We start from the raw sequence: 25344 nt of genomic DNA, 5'->3' as shown, positions 1-25344 counted from the left end.
GCACCCACGGTCCCGGACCGTGGGTGTTCGTCCGTCCGGAGCGGTTCGCCCGGCCCGCCCCCGAGGCCGGGCACCTCGCGCGCGGCCGGGCCGGCGCGCTCGGGCCGAGGCTCAGCGGCTCTTCGCCTGCTCGGCTTCGGCGGTGGCGCGGGGGGACGGCTCGGCGGAGCGCGTCCCGCGCCGGGCGAGGTCGCCCACGGCGAGGGTGAGCACACCCGCGAGGAGGCCCCAGAAGGTCGAGCCGATGCCGAAGAGCGTGAACCCGGACGCCGTCGCGAGGAGGGTGACCACCGCCGGCTCGCGGAGCCGGTCGTCCCGGAGGGCGGAGGTGAGGGAGCCGCCGATGGTTCCCAGCAGGCCGATGCCCGCGATGCCCAGGACCAGGGCCGGCGGCATCGCGGTCAGCAGCCAGCCGACCGCGATGCCCGCGATGCCCAGGACCAGGGCCGGCGGCATCGCGGTCAGCAGCCAGCCGACCGTTCCTCCGAAGAGGCCGACGAGCAGATAGAACACGCCCGTCCAGACACCCGCCACGTACCGCTTCCGCGGATCCGGGTGAGCGGCCTCGCCGCTGCAGATCGCGGCGGTGATCGCGGCCAGGTTGAGGCCGAAGCAGCCGAACGGCGCGAGGACGGTGTTGACCGTTCCGGTCCAGGTCAGCAGCGGCGAGATGGGCGTCGTGTAACCGGCGTTGCGCAGCACGGCGACCCCGGGCAGGTTCTGCGAGGCCATCGTCACGGCGAAGAGCGGCAGGCCGACGCCGACGAGGACCTGCCAGTCGAACTCGGGGCGTACGAAGGACGGCTCGGCGAGCGTGAGCGCGAAACCGTCCAGCTTCCATGACCCCTGCCAGGCGGTGGCCGCGATCCCGACGGCGAGCGCGGCGACGACCGCGTACCGGGAGAACCAGCGTCGTCCGACGAGATAGGCCAGGAACATGGGAACGGCGATGACGCCGTTCCGCTCCATCTGCGTGAACAGCTCCGTACCGAACTGCAGAAGCACCCCGGCGAGCAGGGCCGAGGCGAGCGGCACCGGGATCCGGTTCATGATCCGCTCGAACCAGCCGGTGACCCCGCTGATCACGATGAGCACGGCGGACAGCAGGAACGCGCCGACGGCCTGAGCCATCGTCACACCCTGGAGCCCGGTGGCGAGCAGCGCGGCGCCGGGGGTCGACCAGGCCGTCACGATCGGGGCGCGATAGCGCAGCGAGAGCCCGATGCAGGTGACCCCCATGCCGATGCCGAGCGCGAAGACCCACGAGGTGAGTTCGGCGGACGTCGCCCCGGCGGCCTTGGCCGCCGTGAAGACGACGGCCACGGAGCTGGTGACGCCGATGAGGACGGCGAGGAATCCGGCGGAGACGGCGGTGGTCGGCGCGGCGGACTGTACGTGTCGTATGAAAGCCATGGCCCGGGCATCCTGGCACACCGTGAGCGAGGGGCCCGACCGGTTATCCACAGGCCTTGTCCCGGGGGGCGGATGGCCGCAGGATCAAGGAGTGATCCATTTTGGGGAGGGGAAATGATCAAGGGAGACAACAGCTTCCTTCCGACGGTGCCGCTGCGCCTCGCCGTGCGGAACGGAGTCGATGTGGCGGTGCTGCTTCTGACGGAGCAGGGCCGGGTCCGGGGGGACCACGACATCGTGTTCCACGGGGCGCCGGTCCATCCCTCGGGAGCCACGAGGCTCCTGGGGGAGGAGAACGGCACGGTCTGGCTGGATGCCGGGCTCACCGCGGTCGAGGGGGAGATCGTCCGCCTTCTGGTGGTCGGGTCGACGGAGGCCGGTGCGCTGCGGGACGTGGACGAGCTGTCCGTGGAGGCGTTCGCGCCGGACGGCACATCGGTCGCCAGGTACGACGTGACCGACGCGGGCGGCGAGACGGCGATGGTGCTCGCGGAGCTGTACCGGAAGGCGGGAGGCTGGAAGTTCCGCGCGGTGGGCCAGGGCTATGTGAACGGCCTCGCGGGCCTGGCGACGGACCACGGGGTGGAGGTGGCGGGCAGCGCCCCGGCCCAGGCGCCGGTTCAGGCTCCGGCCCCTGTGCCGCCCCAGGCCCCGGTCCCGTTCCAGCCGCCGGTGGCCGCGCCGGGCCCGGCGCCGTTCCAGGCTCCGCCCGCCGCCCAGGTCCCGGTCCCGGCTCCGGTCGCCTTCCAGCCGCCCGCGGACCCCGTCCCGGTCCCGGTCGCCAAGGTCCCGGGGCCGGTGCCCACGGTGGTGGTCCCCGTGCCCGCGCCGGGGCTGATCGTGCCGGACTGGACGTTCGGCTCCGTCTTCGAGCCGTACACGCAGACCGGCCGGGACAACGACGTGATCACGGCGGAGGGGCTCCCGCCGGGTCCGGTCGTGGTCGACCTCGCCGTCGACGCCGAGGGGTACACCGGCCTCTGGCCCCTGAATCGGTTCAACAAGGACGGGGAGAGCCTCGTCAACAGCACCGAGGACAACTTCCGGGGCCGGCTGCTCGCCCACGTCCCCGGGAACGGGCGTCTGCGTCTGCGGCTGAGGGCTGACGGACCCTGGCGGCTTCAGGTCCTGCCACTGGCGGCGGCCAGGCACCTGTCGGAGGAGCCGATGGAGTGCTTCGGCCCCGACGTGCTGCTGCACACAGGGGGAACGGCCGATCTCGCCATCCGCTACCGCGGCAAGGACAACCTCATCGTCTATCTCTACGAACTGGCGGATCACGACGACCCCACCAGCCTCCCGGAGCAACAGGGGAGCGTCGTCAACGAGATAGGCAGGCGACGGGAGACCGTGCCACTGCCGGAGGGACCGCTCCTCGTCCATCTGATGAGGGCGGACGGCCCGTGGAGCGCGAGACTCAAGCACCTGCAGCCGCACAGCCGTCCGTCGAGCGGCGGCGGCCCGTCGAACGTGACCGAGATCGACAAGGCCCAGGGCTGGCTGCGACGCGGCAGACGCTGAGCATCCCTCCGCCCGCCCCGCCGGGTGCTTCGGGCGTGGGTCGCGTGAGGGACGAACGCGGCCCACGCGCTGGGGGCGAGGGCGAGCGGGAGGCTGTGCCTCGTCAGAGCGTGGGCGCGAGCAGGGTGAGGCGAAGGACCGCGGCCACGGCAAGCGCCGTGGGGAGGGCGAACCACCAGCGCCGGGACCACTCGGCCTTCACGAACCAGAGCGTGAGCAGCGCCGTCACCAGGGACACCGCCAGTCCGAACCCCGCGGCGAAGCCCGAGTTCGTGACCGCCTGCCGGTCCCACGGACCGTCCGGCTCGACCGTGTAGGCGAGCAGGACGAGGTAGCCGGTGACCAGGTGTCCGAGTAGCAGGGTCGCCCCGCACACCAGGGGCCCGACCCGCCCGGCGACCCCGGTCCGCCGCGCCTCCGTCACCCCAGCGCCTCCTTCGCCTGGTCCACCCTGCGGTCGAAGCCCCGACCATACGCCTGGGCGGCGTCGCTCTCGTAGTACGGGCCGCCGTTGTAGCGCGCCGCGAGCTCTTGCATCTGCGCCCGGGTCATCTGCTCCGGAGGCACGTCGGCGAAGCCGCTCTCCGCCTTGAGTTGGGCGAGGTACTCGGAGGCGATGAAGATGTTCTTCGCGGGGTCCTTCACGGCGTCGACGACGACGTCCCGCTGCATGTCGGTGAGGTGATTCGGGTCATAGCCGAGCACCTCGGCCGCGCGCCGGACCTGGATCGCCATCGGCCCCATCGACGTCCGGTCGGGGTCCTCGCTTCCGGGAAGGATCTTACGTCCCTCGAATGCCGCGTCGTCCAGGATGCCGGGGTCGCCCTCGACCTCCTGCCAGGCTATGCCGGCGACCATCTCGGGCGGGAGGCCGGAGTCCGCTGCGGCGGCCCTGATCAGTTCCTTGTTGCCAGCGATGTAGTCGCGGCGTCCTTCGTCCGAGTTGGACGGCAGCCAGTAGTTGTTGCCCTGGCCGTCGGGTAGGCCGTCGACCCGGTGGGCGATCCGCATGAGCGCCTCGGACACCACCACGTGGGAGCCGACCGTCGGGATCGTGTCGACCTTCGGGCCGGACCCCGGGAGCTGCGTGTTCGGGTTCGAGTGCGCCTCCCGCGCCTCGTTCTGCAGCGGCCTGAGTCCCTTGAGGAACTCATCCGGGCTCGGGATCGTCCCTTGGAAGTCGGGGATCGATGCGTAGGCCGTCCTGAGCGAGGCGAGGCAGTGCTCCCGGGCCTCGGACTCGACCCGCAGGGCGTCGCCGTAATGCCCCTTGGTCTGGTGGTAGTAGCCCTCCGCCTCCTCGCGGATGGCGTCCACGTCGACGGTCAGCTCGGCGAAGAAGTCCAGGACGCCCGACGTGCCCCGCAGGTCCTCCCATTGGCGCAGTGGCTCCGCTGCTCTCGCTGTCGGGGTGATCGCCTGCGCCTCCCGGCCCATGACCTCGGACAGCTTCCCCTCGGTGTGCTTGCCGTTCTTGAAGTGCGACGTGGCGGTTGTCACGGCGTCGGCGTACGCGGCGAGGGCCGACCCAGCGGTACGGAAGGCCTCAGAGAGGGCGTCGGCGATGCTCTTGCTCTCCTGGAGGCGCTTGACGTACAGGTCGCGGGCCTCACTCTGCCACTCGACCTTGGACGCCTTGCGGAAGGCGTCGTCGGTTGAGTCGACGAGCGTGTGGAGCCGCCAGAACTCCAGGGCATTGCGGAGGATGAGGAAGGGGTTGGTGTCCTCCAGGAACGCGACGTCCGCGCGGTAGGTCATGGCCGTCACCGGTCCTTCGCGGGAACGTAACGCCCGCAGTCGAGCAGGGAGTTCATGGCACCCTGTACGTCCTGGTCGACCTTGGTATAGCTGTTCCCTGAAGACTTCAGACGAGTGGACAGTGCCGCGAGCAGGGCGACCATGTCGGTGTACTGGTCCTTGGCGAAGCGGGCGAAGGTGTCGACGCTCGCGGCAACGTCTGCGTGCGCGCGCGGCGCACGGGCCTGCGTCGCGTTCTCCCCGTCCATGCGGCCCTCATAGAGAAGACCCGCGATCTCCATCAGCAAATGCGAACTTCCGTTGATGGAGGCGGCGTTCGCAGAGAATCCCGCACCGTTCACTCCCGCGCCCCCGCCCGGATGGTCCCCGCCTCCCGGTGCCTGGTTGAGCTGCATCGACGCGGACTCCGCCCGTGCTGCGGCGGCGGCCCTGAGCTGTCCCCACTCCTCGTCGAACGTCACGTCGTCCGTCTCCCCCCTGAGCGGCCGTGGCATTGCTGCTGCACATGAATGTGCTCATTCATGGTGCCACATGTCCGTCCGTAAGCAACGGAGTTGCTCGGGTGTGGCTTCGCTCAGCCGGCCGAGGCGTGGGCGACGAAGTCGGCCCAGACGGAGGCGGGGAGGGTCAGCCGCGGACCACCGGAGTCCTTCGAGTCGCGCACGTGGACGATGGCGGGGGTGATGGCGACCTCGACGCAGTCGTCGCCGCTCCCACTGCTGTAACTGCTCTTGACCCAGACCAGATTTGTGGTGCTCATGTGGCTCCTCGCATCCTCCGCAGCAGGCTCAGGGAGTCTTGCAGAGTGAGAGCCTGCGAGCGCATCCTGGCATATCGCATCTGGAGGATGCTGACCACTTTCGGGTCGCGGATGAACTGCCCGCTTTCCTGTCCTTCGCAGTAGGCGAACCACTGATTGCCCGGCGTCTCCAGGAGGCGCATGGGCCCGCCGAGTCCGGCGTGATGCCCGCGGGTCCTCGGCATGATCTGGACTTCCACGTTGCGGCGTTCTGCAACGTCGATCAGGTGGGCGACCTGCTTGCGCATGGCCTGCACCCCACCGGTGGGGCGTTCGAGGACGTGTTGCTCGACGATGAAGCTGTAAGCCGTGTTCGGGCGATCGGTCAGTAACCGTTGCCTTTCCAGACGCGCAGCGAGTTGTGCCTCGATCTGGTCGTCCCCGAGTGGCGGGCGTTGTTCGTTGAAGAGTTCGCGCGCGTACGCCTCCGTCTGCAACAACCCCGGGACCAGGCGGCATTCATAGGTGTAGAGGTTCAACGCCTCCGTCTCCAGCTTCGCCCATTGCCGGAACCAGCTCGCCAGTCCCGGCTGCCGCGACAGGTGCTTCGACGCGGCCCGCAGTACTCCCAGGCCGTCCAGGACCTCTTCCGCGCGCTCCACGAAGTCCGCAGGCGGGAAGCGGCGGCCCTGTTCGATCGAGGCCACCGTGGGGACCGAGTACCGCACCCGGGGCGCGAACTCCTCCTGGGTGAGCCGGGCCCGCTTGCGGAGGGTCTTGACCACCTCCCCGAAGGACTTCAAGCTGTCCGACGCCTCGGGCTCGCCGCCGCCCGTGTAGCCGTCCGTCATCCCGTGCCCCTCCCGTGCCGCGCCCGTCCCGGCCATGGTCACGGGCGGTGACCGGTACTGTCCACCCTCCGAACCCGTACGCTCACCCAGCGTACGGGTCGCTGACCTGGGCAACGCGGTACCGACGGCGCCACATTGGGCTCATGCGACCCCCATCGACCCATCAGGAACCCGTCACCGTACGTGTGTTCACCCAGCGTCTGAGCTCCACCCCGCGCGGGGCCCGGCTCGCCCGGCACCTCGGGCTCCACCAGCTGCACCGCTGGGGGATCGAGCACGGCAGCGGCACCTCCGACACCGTGGGGCTCCTCGTCGCCGAGCTCGCCGCCAACGCCGTGACCCACGGCCGGGTGCCCGGGCGCGACTTCGAGCTGACGCTCGCGTACACGCCCGGGCTGCTGCTCCGCGTCGACGTGGCCGACTCCCGCACGGAACGCCGGCCGCCGGGGCCCGGCGGGATCGCCGGGCCCCGGCCCCTGGACGAGTCCGGCCGGGGCCTGCTCGTCGTCCAGGCCCTGGCCACCCGGTGGGCCGTGCTCGACCGCGTACCGGTCGGGAAGACCGTACGGGCCGAACTCGACCTCAGCCGGCCGACGCCGCCGGTGCCGGGGCGTAGCCGGTCGGACGGCTGGTGAACGTGCCCCGGCCCTGGGTGCGCGAACGCAGCCGCGACGCGTAGCCGAAGAGCTCGGCCAGCGGCACGGTCGCCGTCACGACCGCCGTACCGGAGCGGGCCGTCGAGTCGGAGACCCGGCCGCGCCGCGCCGCGAGGTCGCCGAGCACCGCGCCGACCGCGCTGTCCGGCACGGTGACCGTGACCTCGGCCACCGGTTCGAGCAGCGTCATGGCGCTCGCCCGCAGGGCCTCCCGCAGCGCGAACCGGCCCGCGGTGCGGAACGCCATCTCCGAGGAGTCCTTGGTGTGGGTCGCGCCGTCGGTCAGCGTGACGCGCACGCCGGTGACCGGATGCCCGCCGAGCGGGCCCTCCGCCAGGGCGTCCCGGCAGCCGGCCTCGACCGCGCGGACGTACTCCTGCGGCACCCGGCCGCCCGTGACCGTGGACGTGAAGACGAAGTCACCGTCCGCGGTCTCCGCCTCCAGGGGCGCCACGTCGATGACGACATGGGCGAACTGGCCCGAGCCGCCGTCCTGTTTGACGTGCCGGTACAGCAGCCCGGTCACGCCGCGGGAGACCGTCTCGCGGTAGGCCACCTGGGGCCTGCCGACAGCGACGTCCAGCCCGTGGGCGCGTCGGATCTTCTCCACCGCCACCTCCAGGTGCAGTTCGCCCAGCCCCGACAGCACGGTCTGGCCGGTCTCCGGATCGGTCCGGACCACCAGGGAGGGGTCCTCCTCGGTGAGCCGGGCCAGCGCCGTCGCCAGCCGGTCCGTGTCGAGACTCCGCCGGGCCTCGACGGCGACGGAGACGACCGGGTCGGCCGTCGACGGCGGTTCGAGGACCAGCGGTGCGCCCGGAGCGCACAGCGTGGCACCGGCGCGGGCGGCCTTCGGTCCGACGACGGCGACGATGTCGCCGGCCCGGGCCTCGTCCACCTCCGTGTTCCGGTCGGCCTGGACGCGCAGGATCCGGCCGACGCGCTCGGTGCGCCGGGCGGTGGCGTCGAGCACGGTGTCCCCCTTCCTGAGCGTGCCCGCGTAGACGCGGAGGAAGGTCATGCGGCCGGTGGCGGTCGAGTTCACCTTGAACACGAGCGCCGTGAACGGTTCGTCGGGATCGGCGGCCCGCTCCTGCGTGACGCCGTCCAGCGTCCCGCGGACCGGCGGGACGTCCGGCGGCGCGGGCAGGTAGGCCACGACGGCGTCGAGCAGCGGTTCGATCCCGCGGTTGCGGTAGGCCGAGCCGCACAGGACGACCACGGCCTCGCCGTCGCGGGTGAGGTCCCGCAGCGCGGAGACCAGCGTCTCCTCGCCCAGCGCGGACCGCTCGCAGAACTCCTCCAGGGCGGTCGGATGGAGCTCCGCCACCGTCTCCTCCAGCCGTCGTCGCCGGCGCCGCACCTCGTCGAGCAGGTCGTCGGGGACCGGGCCCTCGACGTACGGTCCGCCGTCGCCGTCCCACACCAGGGCGCGCAGGCGCACCAGGTCGACGACGCCGGTGAAGCCGTCCTCCCGGCCGATCGGCAGCTGGACGACGAGCGGCACCGTGTGCAGACGGGTCCGGATCGACTCGACCGCCGTGTCGAGGTCGGCACCCGCGCGGTCCAGCTTGTTGACGAACGCGATCCGCGGGACGCCGTGCCGGTCGGCCTGCCGCCACACCGTCTCGCTCTGCGGCTCGACGCCCGCGACGGCGTCGAAGACGGCGACGGCGCCGTCGAGCACGCGCAGGGCGCGCTCGACCTCGTCGGAGAAGTCGACGTGGCCCGGGGTGTCGATCAGGTTGACGCGGTGGCCGTCCCAGTCGCAGCTGACGGCCGCGGCGAAGATGGTGATGCCGCGGTCGCGTTCCTGCGGGTCGAAGTCCGTGACGGTGGTGCCGTCGTGGACCTCACCCTGCTTGTGGGTGGCACCGGTGAGGTACAGGAACCGTTCGGTGACGGTGGTCTTCCCGGCGTCGACGTGGGCGAGGATGCCCAGGTTGCGGACACGGGTGGGGGACGGGAGCGTGTGGGTACGCACGGCGTGATGCCTTTCGCTGGCGCCTGAAGAGGGCAGCGCGATTCCCGGACGCGGAAGGACCCCGGTGCCCTCGGGAGGGCGCAGAGAGGGGTCAGAGGGTCGTCGCGGGCCTGCGACGGCGGCCGCGCAGCCGCCGTCGGGCGCGCGAAGAGGCGAGGATCACGTCGTACCGGGAACGGGGAACGGCGACGGCGATGTGGCAACGCACGGTCGGCTCCCCTCGGTTCGGCTGTTCAGGCGCACACGGGCGGTGCGCGCTGCGAGTCTAGGGAGACCGGGGTCGCGGGGGACAGCGAATTTACGCGGACGGCCGACCGGGCCGCGTCCACCGGGCCCCGCGGGCACGGCGCATCGGGTCCTCGCCGCGCCGGGGCGGGAGGGCGCGGCTCGAGGCCCCCCGATCCGGTACGGGCCGCCCGGACGCGCCCCGGCGCCGCCCGGTCCCTGCCGTGGCGAGAGCCGGGCGGGACCGGGCGGGGAGTCCGGAGTCAGCCGGCGGGCTGGAGCAGGTCCCAGCGGTTGCCGTAGAGGTCCTCGAAGACCGCGACCGAGCCGTACACCTCGTGCCGCGGTTCCTCCAGGAAGCGGACCCCGGCGGCGGACATCCGGGCGTGGTCGCCCGCGAAGTCCTCGGTGTGGAGGAAGAAGCCGACCCGGCCGCCCGTCTGGGCGCCCACGCTGGACTCCTGCTCGGGGCCGCGGGCGCGGGCGAGCAGCAGCCCCGCGTTGCCGAGACCGCCGACGCCGCCCCGGGGACGTACGACGACCCAGCGCGAGCCGTCGCCGCGGTCGGTGTCCTCGACGAGCTCGAAGCCGAGGGCGTCGGTGTAGAAGGCGATGGCCTCGTCGTAGTCACGGACGACGAGGGTGACGAGTGCGATGGACGACATGACACCCAACGTCATACGTACAACTGGGTCCCGTCAAATCGAGTGGGAGAATGCCCCGCATGGAAGCGCAGCAGCTCGCCGGGCTCACCGCCCGCGCCCGGCTCCTCGCCGCCCCCGGCGGACGGCGGATCCTGGGCCTCGCGGGCGCGCCCGGCGCCGGGAAGTCCACCCTCGCCGCGCGTCTGGTCTCCCGGCTCGACGGCCTCGCCGTCCTCGTGCCCATGGACGGTTTCCACCTCGCCCAGGAGGAGCTGCGCCGGCTCGGCCGAGCCGCGCGGAAGGGGGCGCCGGACACCTTCGACGCCGCGGGCTACGCCGCGCTGCTGACCCGGCTCCGGGCCCCCGAACCGGGCACCACCGTCTACGCCCCCGCCTTCGACCGGGCCCTGGAGGAACCGGTCGCCGGCTCCGTACCCGTGCCGGCCGACGTCCCGCTCGTGATCACGGAGGGGAACTACCTCCTCCACGACGAGGGTCCATGGGCCCTGGTCCGACCGCTCCTGGACGAGGCGTGGTTCCTGGAACTCGACGACCACCGCCGGGTGCCGCGGCTCGTGGACCGGCACGTCCGCTTCGGCAAGGACCGGGCGCACGCCGAGCGCTGGGTGCGGGACTCCGACGAGGTCAACGCCCGGCTCGTGGCCCGCGGCCGGGACCGCGCCGACCTGGTCGTCCGGATGAGCTGACCGCGCCGCCGGCCCGGCCTCTCCCGGGCTGTCGCCCGTCTCGCGTCACCTCGTCGCCCCGGCCGGTCGGCCCGTCGCGTGGGCCGTCGCCGCCCGGGCCAGCGCCCGGACCACCGGATGCGGGCGGGTCCCGTCACCGGCCAGCTCCGGCTGGAACAGCGTCGCCAGGTAGAAGGGATGCCCCGGCAGCTCCGCGATCCGCACCTGCCCCGCCTCGTCCGCACCGCTGAAGCGCAGGCCGTGCGCGCGCAGGGTGTCCAGATGGCGACCGTCCGGGCCGTAGCCGCAGTGGTAGCGCTCGGTCGACCGCTCGGCGCCGAGCACCGACTCCGCCAGCGAGCCGGGCGTCACCCGCACCGTGCCCTCGTGCCCCACGAGCGAGCAGGCCAGCGGGGCGATCAGCAGGTCGTGGGCGTCCGCGCCCGGATCGTTCTCGGCGTGCGCGAGCCGCGGCAGTCCGCACACGTTCCGCGCGAACTCCAGCAGCGCGTGCTGGAACCCGCCGCAGGTGCCCAGGAACGGGATGCCGTCCTCACGAGCGGTCCGGACGGCCGCGAGCGCCCCCTCCTCGCTCGCGTACGGACTGCCCGGCAGCACCCACACCGCGTCGAAGCCCTGCACCGCGCCCGGCTCCCGCGCGTCCGGGGTCGGGATCCAGTACGCGTCCAGGACGAGGCCGTCGCACTCCGCCAGCGCGTCGAGGAGCAGCGGGACCCGGGCATGGGACTTCACGTGCGGGGACCGGTCGCCGACCAGCGCGACGCGGGGCGTCCTCGACGCGCGCGGCGGCGCGTCCGGTGCCGGGGAGCCGGCCGTAGGGGAGTTCGTCATGCCCACCATGCTGGGCGGACGCGCCCGTTCACGTCCAACGATGATTCCTGCACGGTCCATCAGGAACACTTATGCTCACCTCCCCATGGACCCGCACCTCCTGCGCACCTACGTCACCGTCGTCCGGCTCGCCTCCTTCTCCGAGGCCGCCCGCGTGCTCGGATACACCCAGTCCGCCGTCTCCCAGCACATCGCCGCCCTGGAGGGCGACCTCGGCACGCCGCTCCTCGGCCGCCGGCCCGTCGTCCCCACGCCCGCCGGCACCCGTCTCCTCGAACACGCCGGACCGCTCCTGCTGAGGCTCGACGCCGCCCGCGCCGACCTCGCCCGCTTCGCGGCGGCGCCCCGCGGGACCGTGACCCTCGCCGCGTCACCGCTCGCCGTGCACCCCCGCACCCTCGCCGCCCTGCCCGCGGCGGGCGTCACCCTGCGGACCCTGCCCCGTGACGAGGTGCCCGCCGCCGTCGCCGACGGGAGCGCCGACCTCGGCCTGGTCGACGGCCTCGCCGCCCCCAGTGATCCCCTGCGACTGCCCGACGTCGCCCCGCTCACCGCCGTCCGCCTCGCCGAGGAGCCGCTCGCCGTCCTGCTGCCCGCCGGACATCCGCTCGCCGGCCGCGGCGCGCTGCGGCTGGCCGACCTCGTCGACGCGCGCTGGCTCGACGCCCCCCACGCCGGCTTCCCGCTGGACCGGCTGCGCGCGGCCCACGACGGCCCCGGCGGCCACGGCTTCCGTGCCGCCCTGCGCCACGAGGGCACCGACGTCCGCACGCTGGCCGCGCTGGCCGCCGCCGGACACGGCCTCGCCCTGCTCCCGGCGAGCGTCGCCGCCGGAGTCCGGGACGCGGTCGCCGTACCGCTCGGGTCGCCCCGTCTCGTCCACCGGACCGAACTCCTGCATCTCGGCGGTGAACCCCTGCGTCAGGTAGCCGAGTTGGCGCGGCGACTGCGCGCGTGACCTCCCGCCTCTAGGCTTGGCCGCGGCGCGGTGACGCGGCGGCGACGGAAGGCGGGCATACGTGGGCTTGTTCCGGCGAGGACCCAGGCGGGACGGCGATGACGCGCCCCGCGACCCCGAGTTCAGCTACTTCTCAGTCCGGGAGGCCGCCCTCTTCCGGAGCCGCGTCAGGGAGTCCTTCGCCGAGCTCGGCCTCGAAGTCACGGTGTACGCCGACGTGGTGACCGACGACGGCGGACGGCGGTTCGGGCTCGGGAACCTCGCCGCCGTCTGCCACAACGACCGCCGCGGACCACGCGTCTGGCCCGAACTGATCCGCCGTCATGTCGGTCTGGTGCTCCGGACCATGGAGGAACCGTCGGCACTCGACACCCTGCCGCCCGAACAGATCCGCTCCCAGCTCTACCCCCGCGTCGTCAGCGGCGACGGCATCGACCCGTCGACCTTCGGATACGCCCGGACCGTCGCGCCGGGCCTGTACGAGATCCTCGCCCTCGACCTGCCGGAGAGCGTCATGATGCTCACCGACGAGGCGCTGGAGCCGCTCGGCGACGTCCGGCGGCTGCGCGAACGGGCGCTGGCCAATCTGCGCGCCCTGCCCGTCGAGGGGCATGAGACCGTGCGGGACGCCGACGGCATGTGCTTCGAGGTGATCCTCGGCGACTCGTTCTACACCGCGAGCCGCGTCCTGGACCTGGACGCCGTCGTCCGGCGGGTCACCGGGGAGCCGCTGGGCGAGCACGGCGCGCTGGTCGCGATGCCGTTCCGGCACCAGTTGGCCTTCCACCCCATCCGGGACACCACGATCGTCCCCGCGCTGGGCGCGATGGCGTCGTTCGCCGCGTCCGGATACGAGGACACGCCGGGGGCGATCAGCCCGTACGTCTTCTGGTGGCGGCACGGCCGGCTCACCCAGCTCAGCGAACACGACGAGGACGGCGGCGAACTGCGGATCGTCGTCGGCGAGGACTTCCAGGAGCTGCTGGAACGCCTCATCACCCAGGACCCCGAGCAACTCTGAGCGGTCGCGGCGGCGCACCGCGACAGGCAGGATGCTGTACGTCGAGAAGGAGACCCCATGCCGAGCACGTCCGCACCCGCCCCCTTCACCGCCGACGACTACCGCGCCCGCATGGAACGGGCCGTCGGGTCCGCGGCGGACGCCGGGCTCGCCGGAGTGCTGGTCGCCCCCGGCCCCGACCTGGTGTACCTCACCGGCTACCAGCCGACCGCGATCACCGAACGGCTCACCGTCCTCGTCCTGGCCGTCGGCCAGGACCCGGTCCTCGTCGTGCCGACGCTGGAGGCCCCCGACGCCGAGAAGGCCGCCGGCGCCGCCGCGCTCACCCTGCGGGACTGGACCGACGGCAAGGACCCGTACGAGGTCACCGCGCCGCTCCTCGACGTCGACGGCCGGTTCGGCGTCAGCGACAACGCCTGGGCCATGCACCTCCTCGGCCTGCAGAAGCAGCTGCCGGGCACCTCCTACGTGTCGCTCACCGACGTGCTGCCGATGCTGCGGGCCGTGAAGGACTCCCACGAGCTGGCCCGGGTAGCGGCGGCCGGCGCCGCCGCCGACCAGGCGTACGGCGAGATCCTCAAGGTCCGCTTCGCCGGCCGCCGCGAGACCGAGGTGGCCGCCGACCTCGCCGCGCTGCTGACGCGCTTCGGCCACTCCCAGGTCGACTTCACCGTCGTCGGCTCCGGTCCCAACGGGGCCAATCCGCACCACGAGGCGGGGGAGCGGGTCATCGAGCGCGGGGACATGGTGGTCCTCGACTTCGGCGGCCTCAAGCACGGCTACGGCTCCGACACCACCCGGACCGTCCACGTCGGCGAGCCGACGGCCGAGGAGCAGCGCGTCCACGACATCGTGCGCGAGGCGCAGCAGGCCGGTTTCGAGGCCGTCCGGCCGGGCGTGGCCTGCCAGGACGTGGACCGGGCGGCCCGCAAGGTGATCACGGACGCGGGCTACGGCGAGTACTTCATCCACCGCACCGGTCACGGCATCGGGGTCACCACCCACGAACCGCCGTACATGATCGAGGGCGAGGAGCGGCCGGTCGTGCCCGGCATGTGCTTCTCGATCGAGCCGGGGATCTACCTGCCGGGCCGCTTCGGGGTCCGCATCGAGGACATCGTGACGGCGACGGAGGACGGCTCGGGCCGCCGCTTCAACAACACCCCGCACGAGATGGCGATCGTCGAGTAGACCGCCGGGGTCCGGCAGCGGTCGCGCCCGAGCGCCCGGTACCCCGCCCGGGGGGCCGGGCGCTCGGGCGTGCCGGCGTCGCCCTCAGCCGTCCGTCAGGATCACGGCGCACTCCGCCGGGAGTCGCAGCACCCCGTCCGCACCGGGCGCCTCGACCGGCTCCCAGGACGCCAGGACCCGGTCGCGGCCGTTGGAGCCGATCGGGATGTCCACCGGCTCCTTGCCCAGGTTGACCGCGACCCGCAGCACCCCGCGGCGGAAGGCCAGCCACCGGGCCTCCTCGTCGAAGGCCACGCGGACCGCGGCCAGGTCGGGGTCGGTCAGGTCCGGCAGCGTGCGGCGCAGCGCGACGAGCTCCCGGTGCCAGGCCAGCAGGCGGTTGTGCGGCGCCCGTTCGCGCTCACCGCGGTCCAGCACGGAGCGGTCCCGGGTGGCCGGGTCCTGCGGGTCCGGGACCTCCTCCTCCGCCCAGCCGTGCGCCGCGAACTCCCGCCGCCGGCCCCGCCGTACGGCCTCCGCGAGCTCCGGATCCGTGTGGTCGGTGAAGTACTGCCAGGGTGTTCCGGCGCCCCACTCCTCGCCCATGAACAGCATCGGGACGGACGGGCCGGTCAGCACCAGCGCGGCCGCGCAGGCCAGCAGCCCGGGGGAGAGGGTCGCCGAGAGCCGGTCGCCCAGCGCCCGGTTGCCGATCTGGTCGTGGGTCTGGGCGTAGCCCAGGAAGCGGTGCGCGGGGGTGCGCACCCGGTCCACCGGGCGGCCGTGGTGGCGGCCCCGGAAACTGGAGTACGTGCCGTCGTGGAAGAAGACCTGCCGCAGGGTCTTGGCGAGCGCGGCCAGCGGGGCGCGCGCGAAGTCGGCGTAGTACCCCTGGGACTCGCCGGTCAGGACCACGTGGAGGGCGTGGTGGAAGTCGTCGTTCCACTGCGCGTGGAGTCCGAGGCCGCCCGCCACCCGCGGGGTGGTGGTGCGCGGATCGGCCTGGTCGGACTCGGCGACGAGGAAGTGCTGCCGCCCCTGTTCGCGCGCCAGTTCGTCGACCGCCTCCGACAGCTCCTCCAGGAAGGTCAGCGCCCGGTTGTCCACCAGCGCGTGCACCGCGTCCAGGCGCAGCCCGTCGATCCGGTAGTCCCGCAGCCAGCCCAGCGCGCTGCCCAGCAGGTACGCGCGGACCTCGTCCGAACCCGGCGCGTCGAGGTTCACCGCCGCGCCCCAGGGCGTGTGGTGGGTGTCGGTGAAGTACGGCCCGAAGGACGGCAGATGGTTGCCGGACGGGCCGAGATGGTTGTGGACGACGTCGAGGACCACGCCCATCCCGAGCCCGTGCGCCGTGTCGACGAAGCGTTTGAGCGCGGCCGGGCCGCCGTACGGCTCGTGCACCGCCCAGGGCGCCACCCCGTCGTACCCCCAGCCCCACCGGCCCGGGAACGGGCACAGGGGCATCAGCTCCACATGGGTGATGCCGAGCCCGGCCAGCTCCCCGAGACGGTCGCGGGCCCCGTCCAGGGTGCCGTCCGGGGTGAAGGTCCCGACGTGCAGTTCGTACAGCACCGCGGCCCGCAGCCGCAGCTTCGGCGCCTCGTTGAACCAGACGTACGCGTCGTGGTCGACGACCGCGCTCAGGCCGTCCGGGCCGTCGGGCTGCCGGCGGGAGCGCGGGTCGGGCAGGACGTGCCCGCCGTCCAGGGCGAAGCCGTACCGGTCGCCGTCACCGGCCGCCGCCACGCAGGTCCACCAGCCGGCCCGCTCCGCGTCCCGTTCCATCGGGTGGGCGGTGCCGTTCAGCTCCAGCGTCACCCGGTCACGGGCCGCGGGGGCCCACACCTCGAACAGCACTGGCCGATCCCCTCGTCGATGGACCAACGGCTACGGCGTCCATCCTGGCAGTCAGGACCCCGTGGCGCCCGGCGCGTCCCACACGTAATTGATCGCCCGCTCGAAGGTCACGTAACCCGCCCGCGCGAAGGAACGCGCCATCGGCACGTTCCCGAGGTCGGTCGCCGCCCGGATCCGCGGCACGTCGTGGCCGGCCAGGACGCGGGTGCCCTCGACCAGGATGTCGTCGACGTAGCCGTTGCCCCGGTGGGCCGGGAGCACACCGATGTAGGCGATGTTGTGGTGGTAGTTGTTCCTGGCCGGGACGACGAAGCCGACGGGCTCGCCGGTCTCCGGAAGCTCCGCCACCTGCCACCACTCCCGGGGCGAGGTGTACCCGGCGAACTCCTCGTCGTACTGCAGCTCGGCCGACTCGCGGGCCGACATGCCGGACGCCAGTTCGGCCCGGCCGTGTGCGTCGAGCGTCCCTTCCAGGACCTGGACCATGAGCGCGACCAGGTCCTCGCGGTCCCGCACGGGCCGGAAGGCCAGCCGGCCCCTCGGCTCGGGTACCGCCGTGCCCGCGCGCCACTCCAGGCGGAGCCGCTCGACGAGCGGCCGGGCCCCGGCGCGCTCCAGCACGGCGAACAGGGTCTCCAACTGCTCGCGGGTCTCGGCAACCTCGCGCCAGTCCGGCGGCAGGAATCGGCCGTACTCGGGGCGCGGCACGCCCTCCGGCACCACGGCGGCGGTGGCGGTCTCCAGCAGCCGCAGGCCGATGTCGGCGCGCTCCTCGGCGGGGAGGGCGGGGTCGAGGTCGAAGAAGTCGAGGGCCTGCGGCTCGCCGCCCTCCTTGCTCGTCCACCAGGCGAGCCTGGCCAGGACCCGGTCGTCGCGGAGCGCCACCCACATCCATTCCGGCCGGCGGAGGCCGTCGGCGAGGTCGCCCTCCAGTTCGTGGTCGAGGACGTAGTCGAGGCGGCGGAAGAGTCCGAGCTCCTCCGGTCCGGTGAGCGGGCGGAGCGTGAGGCCGAGGTCCGGCCCGGTCGGGGTCGTGGGCACGTGGTGTTTCCCTCCAGGGAGTCGAGTGCGCAGACCGTACAACGATCTTGGTCGGAGGGGTGCGGAGTTTCCCGTCCGGGGTCTTCTGGACACTGCCTACCGGTCGGACCGACAATCGCGAATGTGAGCACCCCGTTCGAGTTCCCCACGCACTCCGGCCCCGTCCCGGTCCCCGTCTCCGTCCGCGTCTCCGACGCCGAGCGGGACCGCGCGCTGGAGCTCCTCCGCGAGGGCGCCGCGAAGGGCCGTCTCTCGCACGACACGTTCCTCTACCGCATGGAGCGCGTGCTCGTCGCCCGCCGCCCCGACGAACTCGCGCTGCTGACCGCCGACCTGGAGTCCGAGGGGCCGTGGACCCGCCGCGTGGTGGGCGCGGTCGAGCGGATGTCGGCGTTCACGGCCAAGGTCGGGCGCGCGTGGCGGGCGGAGCGGCTGCCGAAGCTGCTGCTGCCCCAACCGGGCCCCCATCCGCTGCGGATCGGCCGGGATCCGGTCAACGGCCTGCGGCTCAGCCACGAGACGGTCTCGCGGCTGCACGCCGAACTCTCCCTGCAGGGCGGTATGTGGGTGCTGCGCGACCTCGGCTCGACGAACGGCACCACCGTCAACGGGCGCCGGGTGACGGGAGCGGTCGCCGTCCGGCCCGGGGACATGGTCGCCTTCGGCCAGATGTCGTTCCGGCTCTCTCCGCACTGAGCCGGTGACCGGGCGGCCGTGAGGGGGCGGCCGTGACCGGCCCCACCGTTGGACCCTTCCCTCCCGGCACTTTTAACCCGTTCGGCGGTATGCGAGCTGCGGCGGGGCCGGCCTGGTGGTGGGGTGGGGAGACCCACATCGGACCGACAGGGGGCACGATGCGCGAGGAAGCGACCCCGGGCATACGGCAGGACAACTGGACGGGCCTCCCTCCCATGGCACGCGCCAGGACGCGCCGCACGGCCCCCCTCGCGGGCCGGGCCGGTGCCGTGACGCCCGCTGCCGGGCAGCGGCGGAGCCGGACCGTCGCGCCCAGCCTCCTCGACCCCGGAGCCACCCGCGACCCGCATCGCGTCCACCAGGTCCTGCGGGAGCAGTTCCCCCTCACCTACGACCCGTTGCTGCGCGCCTGGGTGCTGAGCCGGTACGCCGACGTGGCCACCGCCCTCACCGACGCCCGCTTCACGCACGGCCACCGGCCCGGCGACCCACCCTGCGCCGACACCCACGTCGACGTCGACGTGGAGGAGCTGCGGGCCGTCGCCGAGCGCACGGCCCACGTCCTCGCCCGCCGGATCGCCGACCGCCCCCAGGCCGACCTGGTCGCCGACTTCTGCCACTGGCTGCCCGCCGGCACGGTCGCCGCCGCCGTCGGGGTGCCGTACCGCGACATGATGCGGCTGGTGCGCGGCCGGGCCGCCTCCGCGCTCGCCGGCCAGTGCACCGCCCAGATCGCCGTCCGGGAGAAGGCGCTGGCCTCGTTCCTCGCCAACGTGCTCGCCGACCCCGACCGGCTGGCGGAGCTCCGGGACGCCCCCACGGGACCAACGAGCCCCTTCACCCGGGCCTGGACCGAATCGCTGCGCCGCGACCCGCCCGTGCAGATCGCGGTCCGCCGGACCGGCGCCGACGTGCCGGTCACCGGCGGCACGATCCCCGCCGGGGAGCCGGTCGCCCTGCTCATCGGGGCCGCCGGCCGCGACCCGGAGCGCTTCCGGGAGGCCGACCGCTACGACCCCCGGCGCGACGACCCCGGCCAGCTCACCTACGGCACCGGCTTCTGCCCGGCGGTCGCGCTGGCCGGACTGGAGGCCGAGTACGCCCTGCGGGCCCTCCTCGACGCCATGCCGCGGCTGCGCCTCGTCGACGGCTTCCGGCCCGAGCGCACCGGTCTCATCACCCGAGCCCCGCGGAGCCTTCTCGTACGGCCCGGCGGCTGAGCAGCGCCACCGGACGCTCCGCCAGCAGCTCCGCCACCTTCACCGTGCCACCGGCGAACTCCCGCACCCCGTCGAGGAGATCGAACCAGCGGCCCGGCGGGAGCATCAGCTCCGTGTCCTGCCAGCCACCCGACTCGGCGAGCCGCAGGGGCAGCCGCGTGACGGCCGTGACCACCTCGCCGGAGCGGGCGAAGGCGAGACAGTGCGGCGCCCCCGGCCCGGCCGCGGTCAGCGGGGTGTACGTGCCCGAGGCGCCGAACAGCTCCGGGTGCCGGCGGCGCAGCCCCAGTGCCGCCCGGACCAGCGTGGTCTTGTCGTCGTCCGTGCCCACCGCGAACGGCTCCCGGTTGTCCGGGTCCACCAGGGCCCGGTACTCCCGCTCGGTGCCCTGGTAGAGCTCCGGCACGCCCGGCATCGTCAGCTGGACCAGGGCCGCGCCCAGCATCGCGGCGCGGATGTGCGGTTCCAGGGCGAAGGCCGTCTCCGACGCCGCCCGCAGCGGGATCCGGCCGGGGCCCGCCGCCACGAAGTCGCTCACCGCCCGCTCGTAGGCCGGATCGGGCTCGGTCCAGCTGGTGTGCAGCCCCGCCTCCCGTACCGACTTGAGCACCGCGGGGCCGAGCCGGGCCGCGTCCGCCGAGCCGAAGCCGAACGCGGTCTGCCACGCCGTCCACGCCAGATGCGGATCGGGCGCCGGCACCCCCGCCACCTCCTCCAGCAACTCCGCCCACACGCCCGGGCACTGGGACAGCACCGCGATGCCCGCCCGGACGTCCGCGCTGCGCTTGGTGTCGTGCGTGGTCAGCACCGTCCCGGTGGCGGGCCAGTCCCGGGCCAGCCGCAGGCAGTACGCGTGGAACTCCTCGGGCGTGATCGCCGGCCGGCCCGGATCCCCACCCACCTCGTTCGCCGACAGCAGCGGGGTGTAGCGGTAGAACGCCGTGTCCTCGACGGACTTGGCGCGCAGCGCGGACGACGTCTGCTCGAACCGCGCCCGGAACGCCCGGTGCCCGGGACCGTCCCCGCGCCGGCCGAGCGCCAGGTCCCGCACCGTGTCGACCGCCGAGGCCTCCTCCGCGACGGCGAACGCGGCCTTCGCCCCGCGAGCCGCCTCCGGAGTCAGCACCTCCTCGCCACCGGTTCCGTAGGTGCGGTAGACGGGGACCCGGACCAGGAGTTCGCGGATCGCCGTCAGCAGCGCCCACGGCGCGTGGTCGCGCAGCTCCGGGTCGGCCGCGCAGAGCCGCCCCGCCATCCGGGTCAGCACGGCCGTCTCGGCGGCCAGCTCGTGCGTCACGACCTTGTACGCCGCGCGGCGCGCGGTCGCCTCCCAGTAGCCTCCGCGGTCGCCGGCCCGCCCCGCGAACTGGCGGTAGACGTCCAGCAGTTCGTCCGCGCCCACGGGGTCCGTGAAGAGCCCGTCCACATGGCGCAGCGCGTCGTAGCCGGTGGTGCCGGCGACGGGCCAGTCCGCGGGCAGCGGTTCGGTGCCGGTGAGGATCTTCTCCACGACCGTCCAGCACCGGCCGTCCGTCGCCTCCCGCAGCCGCTCCAGATAGCCCAGCGGGTCGGCCAGCCCGTCCGGATGGTCGATCCGCAGACCCTCGATGACCCCGTCCCGCACCAGCTCCACGATCTTCGCGTGGGTCGCCTCGAAGACCTCGGGTTCCTCCACCCGCACCCCGATCAGGTCCGAGATCGTGAAGAACCGGCGGTAGTTGAGCTCCGTACGGGCCAGTCGCCACCACGACAGCCGGTACCACTGCGCGTCGAGCAGCTCGTCCAGCGGCAGGTCCGCCGTCCCCTCGCGCAGCGGGAACTCCTGGCCGTCGAGACGCAGCACCCCGTCCGCCACCACGAACCGCTCCCGTACCTCCGGCAGCCGGTCCGGCAGCACGGGCAGCAGGATCCGCCCGTCCTCCGCCTCCCAGTCCACGTCGAACCAGCGGGCGTACGGGGATCGGGGACCCTCGCGGAGCACCTCCCACAGCGCGTGGTTGTGCCGCGGCGAGGCGGCCATGTGGTTGGGCACCAGGTCGACGACGAGACCGAGTCCGTGGCTGCGGGCGGTGGCGGCGAGCGCCCGAAGGCCCTCCTCGCCGCCCAGCTCCGCCCGGACGGCCCGGTGGTCGGTGACGTCGTAGCCGTGACCGGAGCCGGGCACGGCCTCCAGGACCGGCGACAGGTGCAGGTGCGAGACTCCGAGGCCGGCGAGATACGGGACGGCCCGCTCGGCGGCCGCGAACGGGAACTCCGGCTGGAGCTGCAGCCGGTAGGTGGCGGTGGGGACCGTCGGAGCGAGGGGCGAGGGCGTCATGCGAACGTACGTACCCCGCTGGACCCCTTCTGTGTCATCGCCCCATGCGTCCGTTCGTGTGCATCGCGTTACGTTCGGCCGATGCTCCGGATGTATCGCGACACTCTCGGCCTGCTCGGACCGGCGCTGCCGGTGGTCTCGTTCCTCGCCCGGCTGCCGACCGCCATGTGTCAGCTCGGCAGTCTGCTCCTCGTCGCCGGGACGAGCGGCTCCCTGACGACGGCGGGCCTGGCGGGCGGCGCGCTCGCGGCGGGGCAGACGTGCGCCGGACCCGTCATCGGGCGGCTCGCCGACCGGCGCGGGCAGCGCCGGGTGGTGCTCGTGGCCTCCGCCGCCAACGCGGTGGCCGTCGCGGCGCTGGTCCTCGCCGCGCTCGCGCACGTGGGGACCGGCTGGCTGGTGCTGCTGGGCGCTCTGGCCGGCACGACGGTCCCGCAGGCCGGACCGCTCGCCCGGACCCGCTCCGTGGCCCTGGCCCGGGGCGCCGGCGCGGACGACCGGCTCGTGGGCGCGGTGCTCTCCTTCGAGGGAACCCTCGACGAGGTCTCGTTCGTGCTCGGGCCGGCGCTCGTCGGGCTCGCGGCCGCGTTCGCGCATCCGGCGGCGGCCCTGCTCGTGGCCGCCGGGCTGCTCGCCGTCTTCGGGACGGCCTTCGCGCTGCACCCGTCGGCAGAGGCCGCGCGGGGCCGCCCGGCACCGGCCGTCCCGCCCTCGGCCCCGGAGGGCCGGACGCCTCCCGGCGCACCCACGGACGCCGTCGCACGGTCGCTCCCCCGGGGTACCACCCTTACGGGCGCCGCCGAACGGGGACGGCTGCCGCGGTCGGCCTACGTCCTGCGGATCGCGATGACGCTCCAGGGGGCCATGTTCGGCGCCTCGCAGGCCGGCATCACCGCCTTCACCGAGGAACTCGGGGCGCCCGCCCAGGCCGGGCTCGTCTACGCCGCGATGGGCGTGATGAGCGCCGCGGTCGGCTTCTCCATGACCGCGGTGCCCGCGCGGATCGGACCGGCCACGCGCTGGCGCGCGGCCACCGCCGGGCTGGTCGTCCTCTCCGTGCCCCTGCTCCTCGTCGACTCGCTCGGCGCGCTGTACGCGGTGGTGACCCTCCTGGGCGCCGCCTACGCGCCGCACCTCATCACGGTCTTCGGCCTCACCGAGCGGACCGTCCCGAGCGCCCGGCTCGCCGAGTCGATGGCCTTCCTGACGAGCGGGATCGTCGGGGGCCAGGCGCTCGCCCTGGCGCTCTCGGGCCGCCTGGCCGACGGCCACGGGGCGCCCGCCGCCTTCGCGGTGGCGGTCGCCGCGGCCGCCCTGTGCGCGGCCCTGTCCTGGGTCGTCGACCCCCTGGCACCGGCGCGGCGCCCGCTTCCGGCCGGCCCGCGGCCGGCGCGCCGCGCCTGACCAGGGGACCGGCCGCGGAGCCCGGGTCCCCGGGAGGGAGGGCACCCGGGTCCTGTCCGGACGGTCCTCAGGCGGGCCGCTGGAGCACCGTCAGGCTGAGCGGCGCCAGCGTCACCCGCTCGCCGGCCGCCACCTTCGGGCCCTCCAGCGGAGGGATGCCCTCAGGGTGGGAGGTGTCGACGACGACCCGCCACGTCTGCCCGTGGTTGACCGGGACCTCGAACTCCAGCTCCTGCGACGACACGTTGAACATCAGCAGGAAGGAGTCGTCGGCGATCCGTTCCCCCTGTGGGCCGGGCTCGGAGATCGCGTTGCCGTTGAGGAAGACCGACAGCGCCTGGGCGTGCGCGGCCTGCCAGTCCTGGGACGTCATCTCCTCGCCCTCGGGGGTGAACCACGCGATGTCCGTCAGCTCGTCGTGGGTGCCCTCGACCGGCCGGCCGTGGAAGAAGCGGCGACGCCGCAGGACCGGATGGTCGCGGCGCAGCCGCACCATCGCCCGGGTGAAGGCGAGCAGCGTGCCGTCCTCCTCGCTGTCCGGATCCGGCCAGCGCACCCACGCGACCTCGTTGTCCTGGCAGTAGGCGTTGTTGTTGCCGCCCTGGGTGCGGCCGAACTCGTCGCCGTGACTGAGCATCGGCACGCCCTGCGAGAGCATCAGCGTGGCCAGGAAGTTCCGCATCTGGCGGGCCCGCAGTTCGCGGATGCCGATGTCCTCGGTGTCGCCCTCCTCGCCGCAGTTCCAGGACCGGTTGTGACTCTCGCCGTCCCGGTTGCCCTCGCCGTTGGCCTCGTTGTGCTTGCTGTTGTACGAGACCAGGTCGCGCAGCGTGAAGCCGTCGTGGCAGGTCACGAAGTTCACCGAGGCGAGCGGACGGCGGCCGTCGTCCTGGTAGAGGTCGGACGAGCCGGTCAGCCGGGAGGCGAACTCGGCCAGCGTGCGGGGCTCGCCGCGCCACAGGTCCCGGACGCAGTCGCGGTACTTGCCGTTCCACTCGGTCCACAGCGGGGGGAAGTTGCCCACCTGGTAGCCGCCCTCGCCGACGTCCCAGGGCTCGGCGATCAGCTTGACCTGGCTGACGACCGGGTCCTGCTGCACCAGGTCGAAGAAGGACGACAGCCGGTCCACCTCGTGGAACTGCCGGGCCAGGGTGGCCGCCAGGTCGAAGCGGAAGCCGTCGACGTGCATCTCCGTCACCCAGTACCGCAGACTGTCCATGATCATCTGGAGTACGTGCGGGGACCGCATCAGGAGTGAGTTCCCGGTGCCGGTGGTGTCCATGTAGTACCGGGGATCGTCGGTGAGCCGGTAGTACGACGGGTTGTCCAGGCCGCGGAAGGAGAGCGTGGGGCCCAGGTGGTTGCCCTCGGCGGTGTGGTTGTAGACCACGTCGAGGATGACCTCGATGCCCGCCTGGTGCAGCGCCCGCACCGCCGACTTGAACTCCAGCACCTGCTGGCCGCGGTCGCCCCAGGAGGCGTAGGCGTTGTGCGGGGCGAAGAAGCCGATGGTGTTGTAACCCCAGTAGTTCGACAGCCCGGCGTCGACCAGCCGGTGGTCGTTGACGAACTGGTGGACCGGCATCAACTCCAGCGCCGTGACGCCCAGTTCCTTCAGGTGCCCGATGACCGACGGATGCGCGAGTCCGGCGTAGGTGCCCCGCAACTCCTCCGGCAGCTCGGGGTGGAGCATGGTCAGGCCCTTCACGTGGGCCTCGTAGATCACCGTCCGGTGGTAGTCGGTCCGGGGCCGGCGGTCGTCACCCCAGTCGAAGTACGGGTTGACCACGACCGACGTCATCGTGTGCGGCGCCGAGTCGAGGTCGTTGCGCGAGTCGGGCTTCCCGAAGTGGTAGCCGTACACCGCCTCGCCCCACTCGACCCGGCCCGAGACCGCGCGGGCGTAGGGGTCGAGGAGGAGCTTCGCCGCGTTGCAGCGCTGCCCGTGCTCGGGTGCGTAGGGTCCGTGGACCCGGAACCCGTACCGCTGACCGGGCATCACTCCCGGCAGATAGGCATGGCGGACGAAGGCGTCCGTCTCGCGCAGCTCCACCGCCGTCTCCGAGCCGTCGTCGTGGAGCAGACACAGCTCGATGCGGTGCGCGGCCTCCGAGAAGACCGCGAAATTCGTTCCGGCGCCGTCGTAGGTGGCGCCCAGGGGATACGCCTGTCCCGGCCAGACCTGCATAGATAAGACTCTTCCATTCTGATCCGGGTGTTGGGGGGTACTTCGGCCAGATCCTGCCCGAAAGTAGGGCAACCTCCTAGGACTTCGGCCCGTCCTACCGGGTGACCGCAGAGAAATCGGGGAGACTCTGAGAAGAGTGGGGG

Annotated in this window: 22 protein-coding genes; 9 read left to right on the top strand and 13 right to left on the bottom strand. The window is 73.2% G+C overall.

Going from position 1 to position 25344, the window contains the following annotated elements; genetic code table 11:
• Window positions 1-111: 111 nt before the first annotated feature.
• Window positions 112-1413 (bottom strand): benzoate/H(+) symporter BenE family transporter, encoded by a 1302-nt coding sequence (locus tag ACE1OA_RS08080; RefSeq protein WP_432752552.1) that lies wholly within the window; start codon window positions 1411-1413, stop codon window positions 112-114.
• Window positions 1414-1527: 114 nt separating this feature from the next.
• Between ACE1OA_RS08080 and ACE1OA_RS08075 the strand changes: the two genes are divergently transcribed.
• Window positions 1528-2934 carry a TerD family protein gene (locus tag ACE1OA_RS08075; RefSeq protein WP_386543055.1) on the top strand — a complete coding sequence of 469 codons (1407 nt, stop codon included), beginning with the start codon at window positions 1528-1530 and terminating at the stop codon, window positions 2932-2934.
• A 103-nt stretch (window positions 2935-3037) separates the two neighbouring features.
• Here the strand turns inward: ACE1OA_RS08075 and ACE1OA_RS08070 are convergent, their stop codons facing one another.
• The 5 genes from ACE1OA_RS08070 to ACE1OA_RS08050 form a co-directional block, all read right to left on the bottom strand.
• Window positions 3038-3358: a hypothetical protein gene (locus ACE1OA_RS08070; RefSeq protein WP_384871023.1), complete on the bottom strand. Its 321-nt coding sequence runs from the start codon at window positions 3356-3358 to the stop codon at window positions 3038-3040.
• Window positions 3355-4692 carry a hypothetical protein gene (locus tag ACE1OA_RS08065; RefSeq protein ID WP_432752551.1) on the bottom strand — a complete coding sequence of 446 codons (1338 nt, stop codon included), beginning with the start codon at window positions 4690-4692 and terminating at the stop codon, window positions 3355-3357. The genes ACE1OA_RS08070 and ACE1OA_RS08065 overlap by 4 nt, the downstream gene beginning before the upstream one ends.
• Before the next feature lie 5 nt (window positions 4693-4697).
• Entirely contained in the window at window positions 4698-5153 is a 456-nt protein-coding gene (locus ACE1OA_RS08060; protein WP_384871019.1) for a hypothetical protein, read from the bottom strand.
• A gap of 113 nt (window positions 5154-5266) precedes the next feature.
• Complete coding sequence (locus ACE1OA_RS08055; protein ID WP_361316476.1) at window positions 5267-5452, bottom strand: DUF397 domain-containing protein; 186 nt, start codon at window positions 5450-5452, stop codon at window positions 5267-5269.
• Window positions 5449-6282 carry a helix-turn-helix domain-containing protein gene (locus ACE1OA_RS08050; protein WP_361316479.1) on the bottom strand — a complete coding sequence of 278 codons (834 nt, stop codon included), beginning with the start codon at window positions 6280-6282 and terminating at the stop codon, window positions 5449-5451. Before ACE1OA_RS08050 ends, ACE1OA_RS08055 begins: the two co-directional genes overlap by 4 nt.
• Before the next feature lie 143 nt (window positions 6283-6425).
• Here ACE1OA_RS08050 and ACE1OA_RS08045 point away from each other — a divergent pair, with 143 nt between their 5' ends.
• Entirely contained in the window at window positions 6426-6917 is a 492-nt protein-coding gene (locus ACE1OA_RS08045; protein WP_432752550.1) for an ATP-binding protein, read from the top strand.
• Here the strand turns inward: ACE1OA_RS08045 and fusA are convergent.
• Complete coding sequence (gene fusA / locus ACE1OA_RS08040; RefSeq protein ID WP_432752549.1) at window positions 6865-8922, bottom strand: elongation factor G; 2058 nt, start codon at window positions 8920-8922, stop codon at window positions 6865-6867. The two genes, ACE1OA_RS08045 and fusA, sit on opposite strands and share 53 nt — an antisense overlap.
• A 488-nt stretch (window positions 8923-9410) precedes the next feature.
• Window positions 9411-9812 (bottom strand): VOC family protein, encoded by a 402-nt coding sequence (locus ACE1OA_RS08035; protein ID WP_356608317.1) that lies wholly within the window; start codon window positions 9810-9812, stop codon window positions 9411-9413.
• A 50-nt stretch (window positions 9813-9862) separates the two neighbouring features.
• Between ACE1OA_RS08035 and ACE1OA_RS08030 the strand changes: the two genes are divergently transcribed.
• Window positions 9863-10498, top strand: coding sequence for a nucleoside/nucleotide kinase family protein (locus ACE1OA_RS08030; protein ID WP_356608319.1), 636 nt, complete (start codon window positions 9863-9865; stop codon window positions 10496-10498).
• 45 nt (window positions 10499-10543) lie between these two features.
• On the opposite strand, the gene ACE1OA_RS08025 is transcribed toward ACE1OA_RS08030, so the two are convergent.
• Entirely contained in the window at window positions 10544-11329 is a 786-nt protein-coding gene (locus ACE1OA_RS08025; RefSeq protein ID WP_432752548.1) for a CTP synthase C-terminal region-related (seleno)protein, read from the bottom strand.
• A gap of 85 nt (window positions 11330-11414) precedes the next feature.
• Between ACE1OA_RS08025 and ACE1OA_RS08020 the strand changes: the two genes are divergently transcribed.
• The 3 genes from ACE1OA_RS08020 to ACE1OA_RS08010 all read left to right on the top strand — a co-directional run bounded on the left by ACE1OA_RS08020 (window position 11415) and on the right by ACE1OA_RS08010 (window position 14499).
• Window positions 11415-12287 carry a LysR family transcriptional regulator gene (locus ACE1OA_RS08020; RefSeq protein WP_384871009.1) on the top strand — a complete coding sequence of 291 codons (873 nt, stop codon included), beginning with the start codon at window positions 11415-11417 and terminating at the stop codon, window positions 12285-12287.
• A 61-nt stretch (window positions 12288-12348) separates the two neighbouring features.
• Entirely contained in the window at window positions 12349-13308 is a 960-nt protein-coding gene (locus ACE1OA_RS08015) for a hypothetical protein (protein ID WP_384871007.1), read from the top strand.
• 57 nt (window positions 13309-13365) lie between these two features.
• Window positions 13366-14499, top strand: a complete 1134-nt coding sequence (locus ACE1OA_RS08010) for an aminopeptidase P family protein (protein ID WP_384871005.1) — start codon at window positions 13366-13368, stop codon at window positions 14497-14499.
• Between the two features lie 84 nt (window positions 14500-14583).
• Here ACE1OA_RS08010 and treZ read toward each other — a convergent pair whose 3' ends face one another.
• Window positions 14584-16335: a malto-oligosyltrehalose trehalohydrolase gene (gene treZ, locus ACE1OA_RS08005; protein ID WP_356779223.1), complete on the bottom strand. Its 1752-nt coding sequence runs from the start codon at window positions 16333-16335 to the stop codon at window positions 14584-14586.
• Between the two features lie 51 nt (window positions 16336-16386).
• The gene (locus tag ACE1OA_RS08000) at window positions 16387-17376 is read right to left on the bottom strand and encodes a GNAT family N-acetyltransferase (protein ID WP_386543969.1); all 990 of its coding nucleotides are present in this window, start codon (window positions 17374-17376) and stop codon (window positions 16387-16389) included.
• Between the two features lie 123 nt (window positions 17377-17499).
• Here ACE1OA_RS08000 and ACE1OA_RS07995 point away from each other — a divergent pair, with 123 nt between their 5' ends.
• Both ACE1OA_RS07995 and ACE1OA_RS07990 read left to right on the top strand, forming a co-directional pair.
• Window positions 17500-18072 carry a DUF1707 and FHA domain-containing protein gene (locus ACE1OA_RS07995; RefSeq protein ID WP_356608333.1) on the top strand — a complete coding sequence of 191 codons (573 nt, stop codon included), beginning with the start codon at window positions 17500-17502 and terminating at the stop codon, window positions 18070-18072.
• Window positions 18073-18230: 158 nt separating this feature from the next.
• Entirely contained in the window at window positions 18231-19292 is a 1062-nt protein-coding gene (locus tag ACE1OA_RS07990) for a cytochrome P450 (protein ID WP_432752547.1), read from the top strand.
• On the opposite strand, the gene treY is transcribed toward ACE1OA_RS07990, so the two are convergent.
• The gene (gene treY, locus ACE1OA_RS07985) at window positions 19249-21609 is read right to left on the bottom strand and encodes a malto-oligosyltrehalose synthase (protein WP_384870999.1); all 2361 of its coding nucleotides are present in this window, start codon (window positions 21607-21609) and stop codon (window positions 19249-19251) included. The genes ACE1OA_RS07990 and treY overlap by 44 nt on opposite strands.
• Window positions 21610-21699: 90 nt before the next feature.
• Between treY and ACE1OA_RS07980 the strand changes: the two genes are divergently transcribed.
• Window positions 21700-23013: an MFS transporter gene (locus ACE1OA_RS07980; RefSeq protein ID WP_384871036.1), complete on the top strand. Its 1314-nt coding sequence runs from the start codon at window positions 21700-21702 to the stop codon at window positions 23011-23013.
• Window positions 23014-23080: 67 nt separating this feature from the next.
• Here ACE1OA_RS07980 and glgX read toward each other — a convergent pair whose 3' ends face one another.
• Window positions 23081-25201: a glycogen debranching protein GlgX gene (glgX, locus tag ACE1OA_RS07975; RefSeq protein WP_356608339.1), complete on the bottom strand. Its 2121-nt coding sequence runs from the start codon at window positions 25199-25201 to the stop codon at window positions 23081-23083.
• Window positions 25202-25344: the final 143 nt, after the last annotated feature.

The organism is Streptomyces sp. JL2001, assembly GCF_050917515.1.
Lineage (GTDB): Bacteria > Actinomycetota > Actinomycetes > Streptomycetales > Streptomycetaceae > Streptomyces.
Note: the sequence above shows the minus strand (reverse complement) of the source record. Positions and strands in the feature narration are given on the sequence as shown.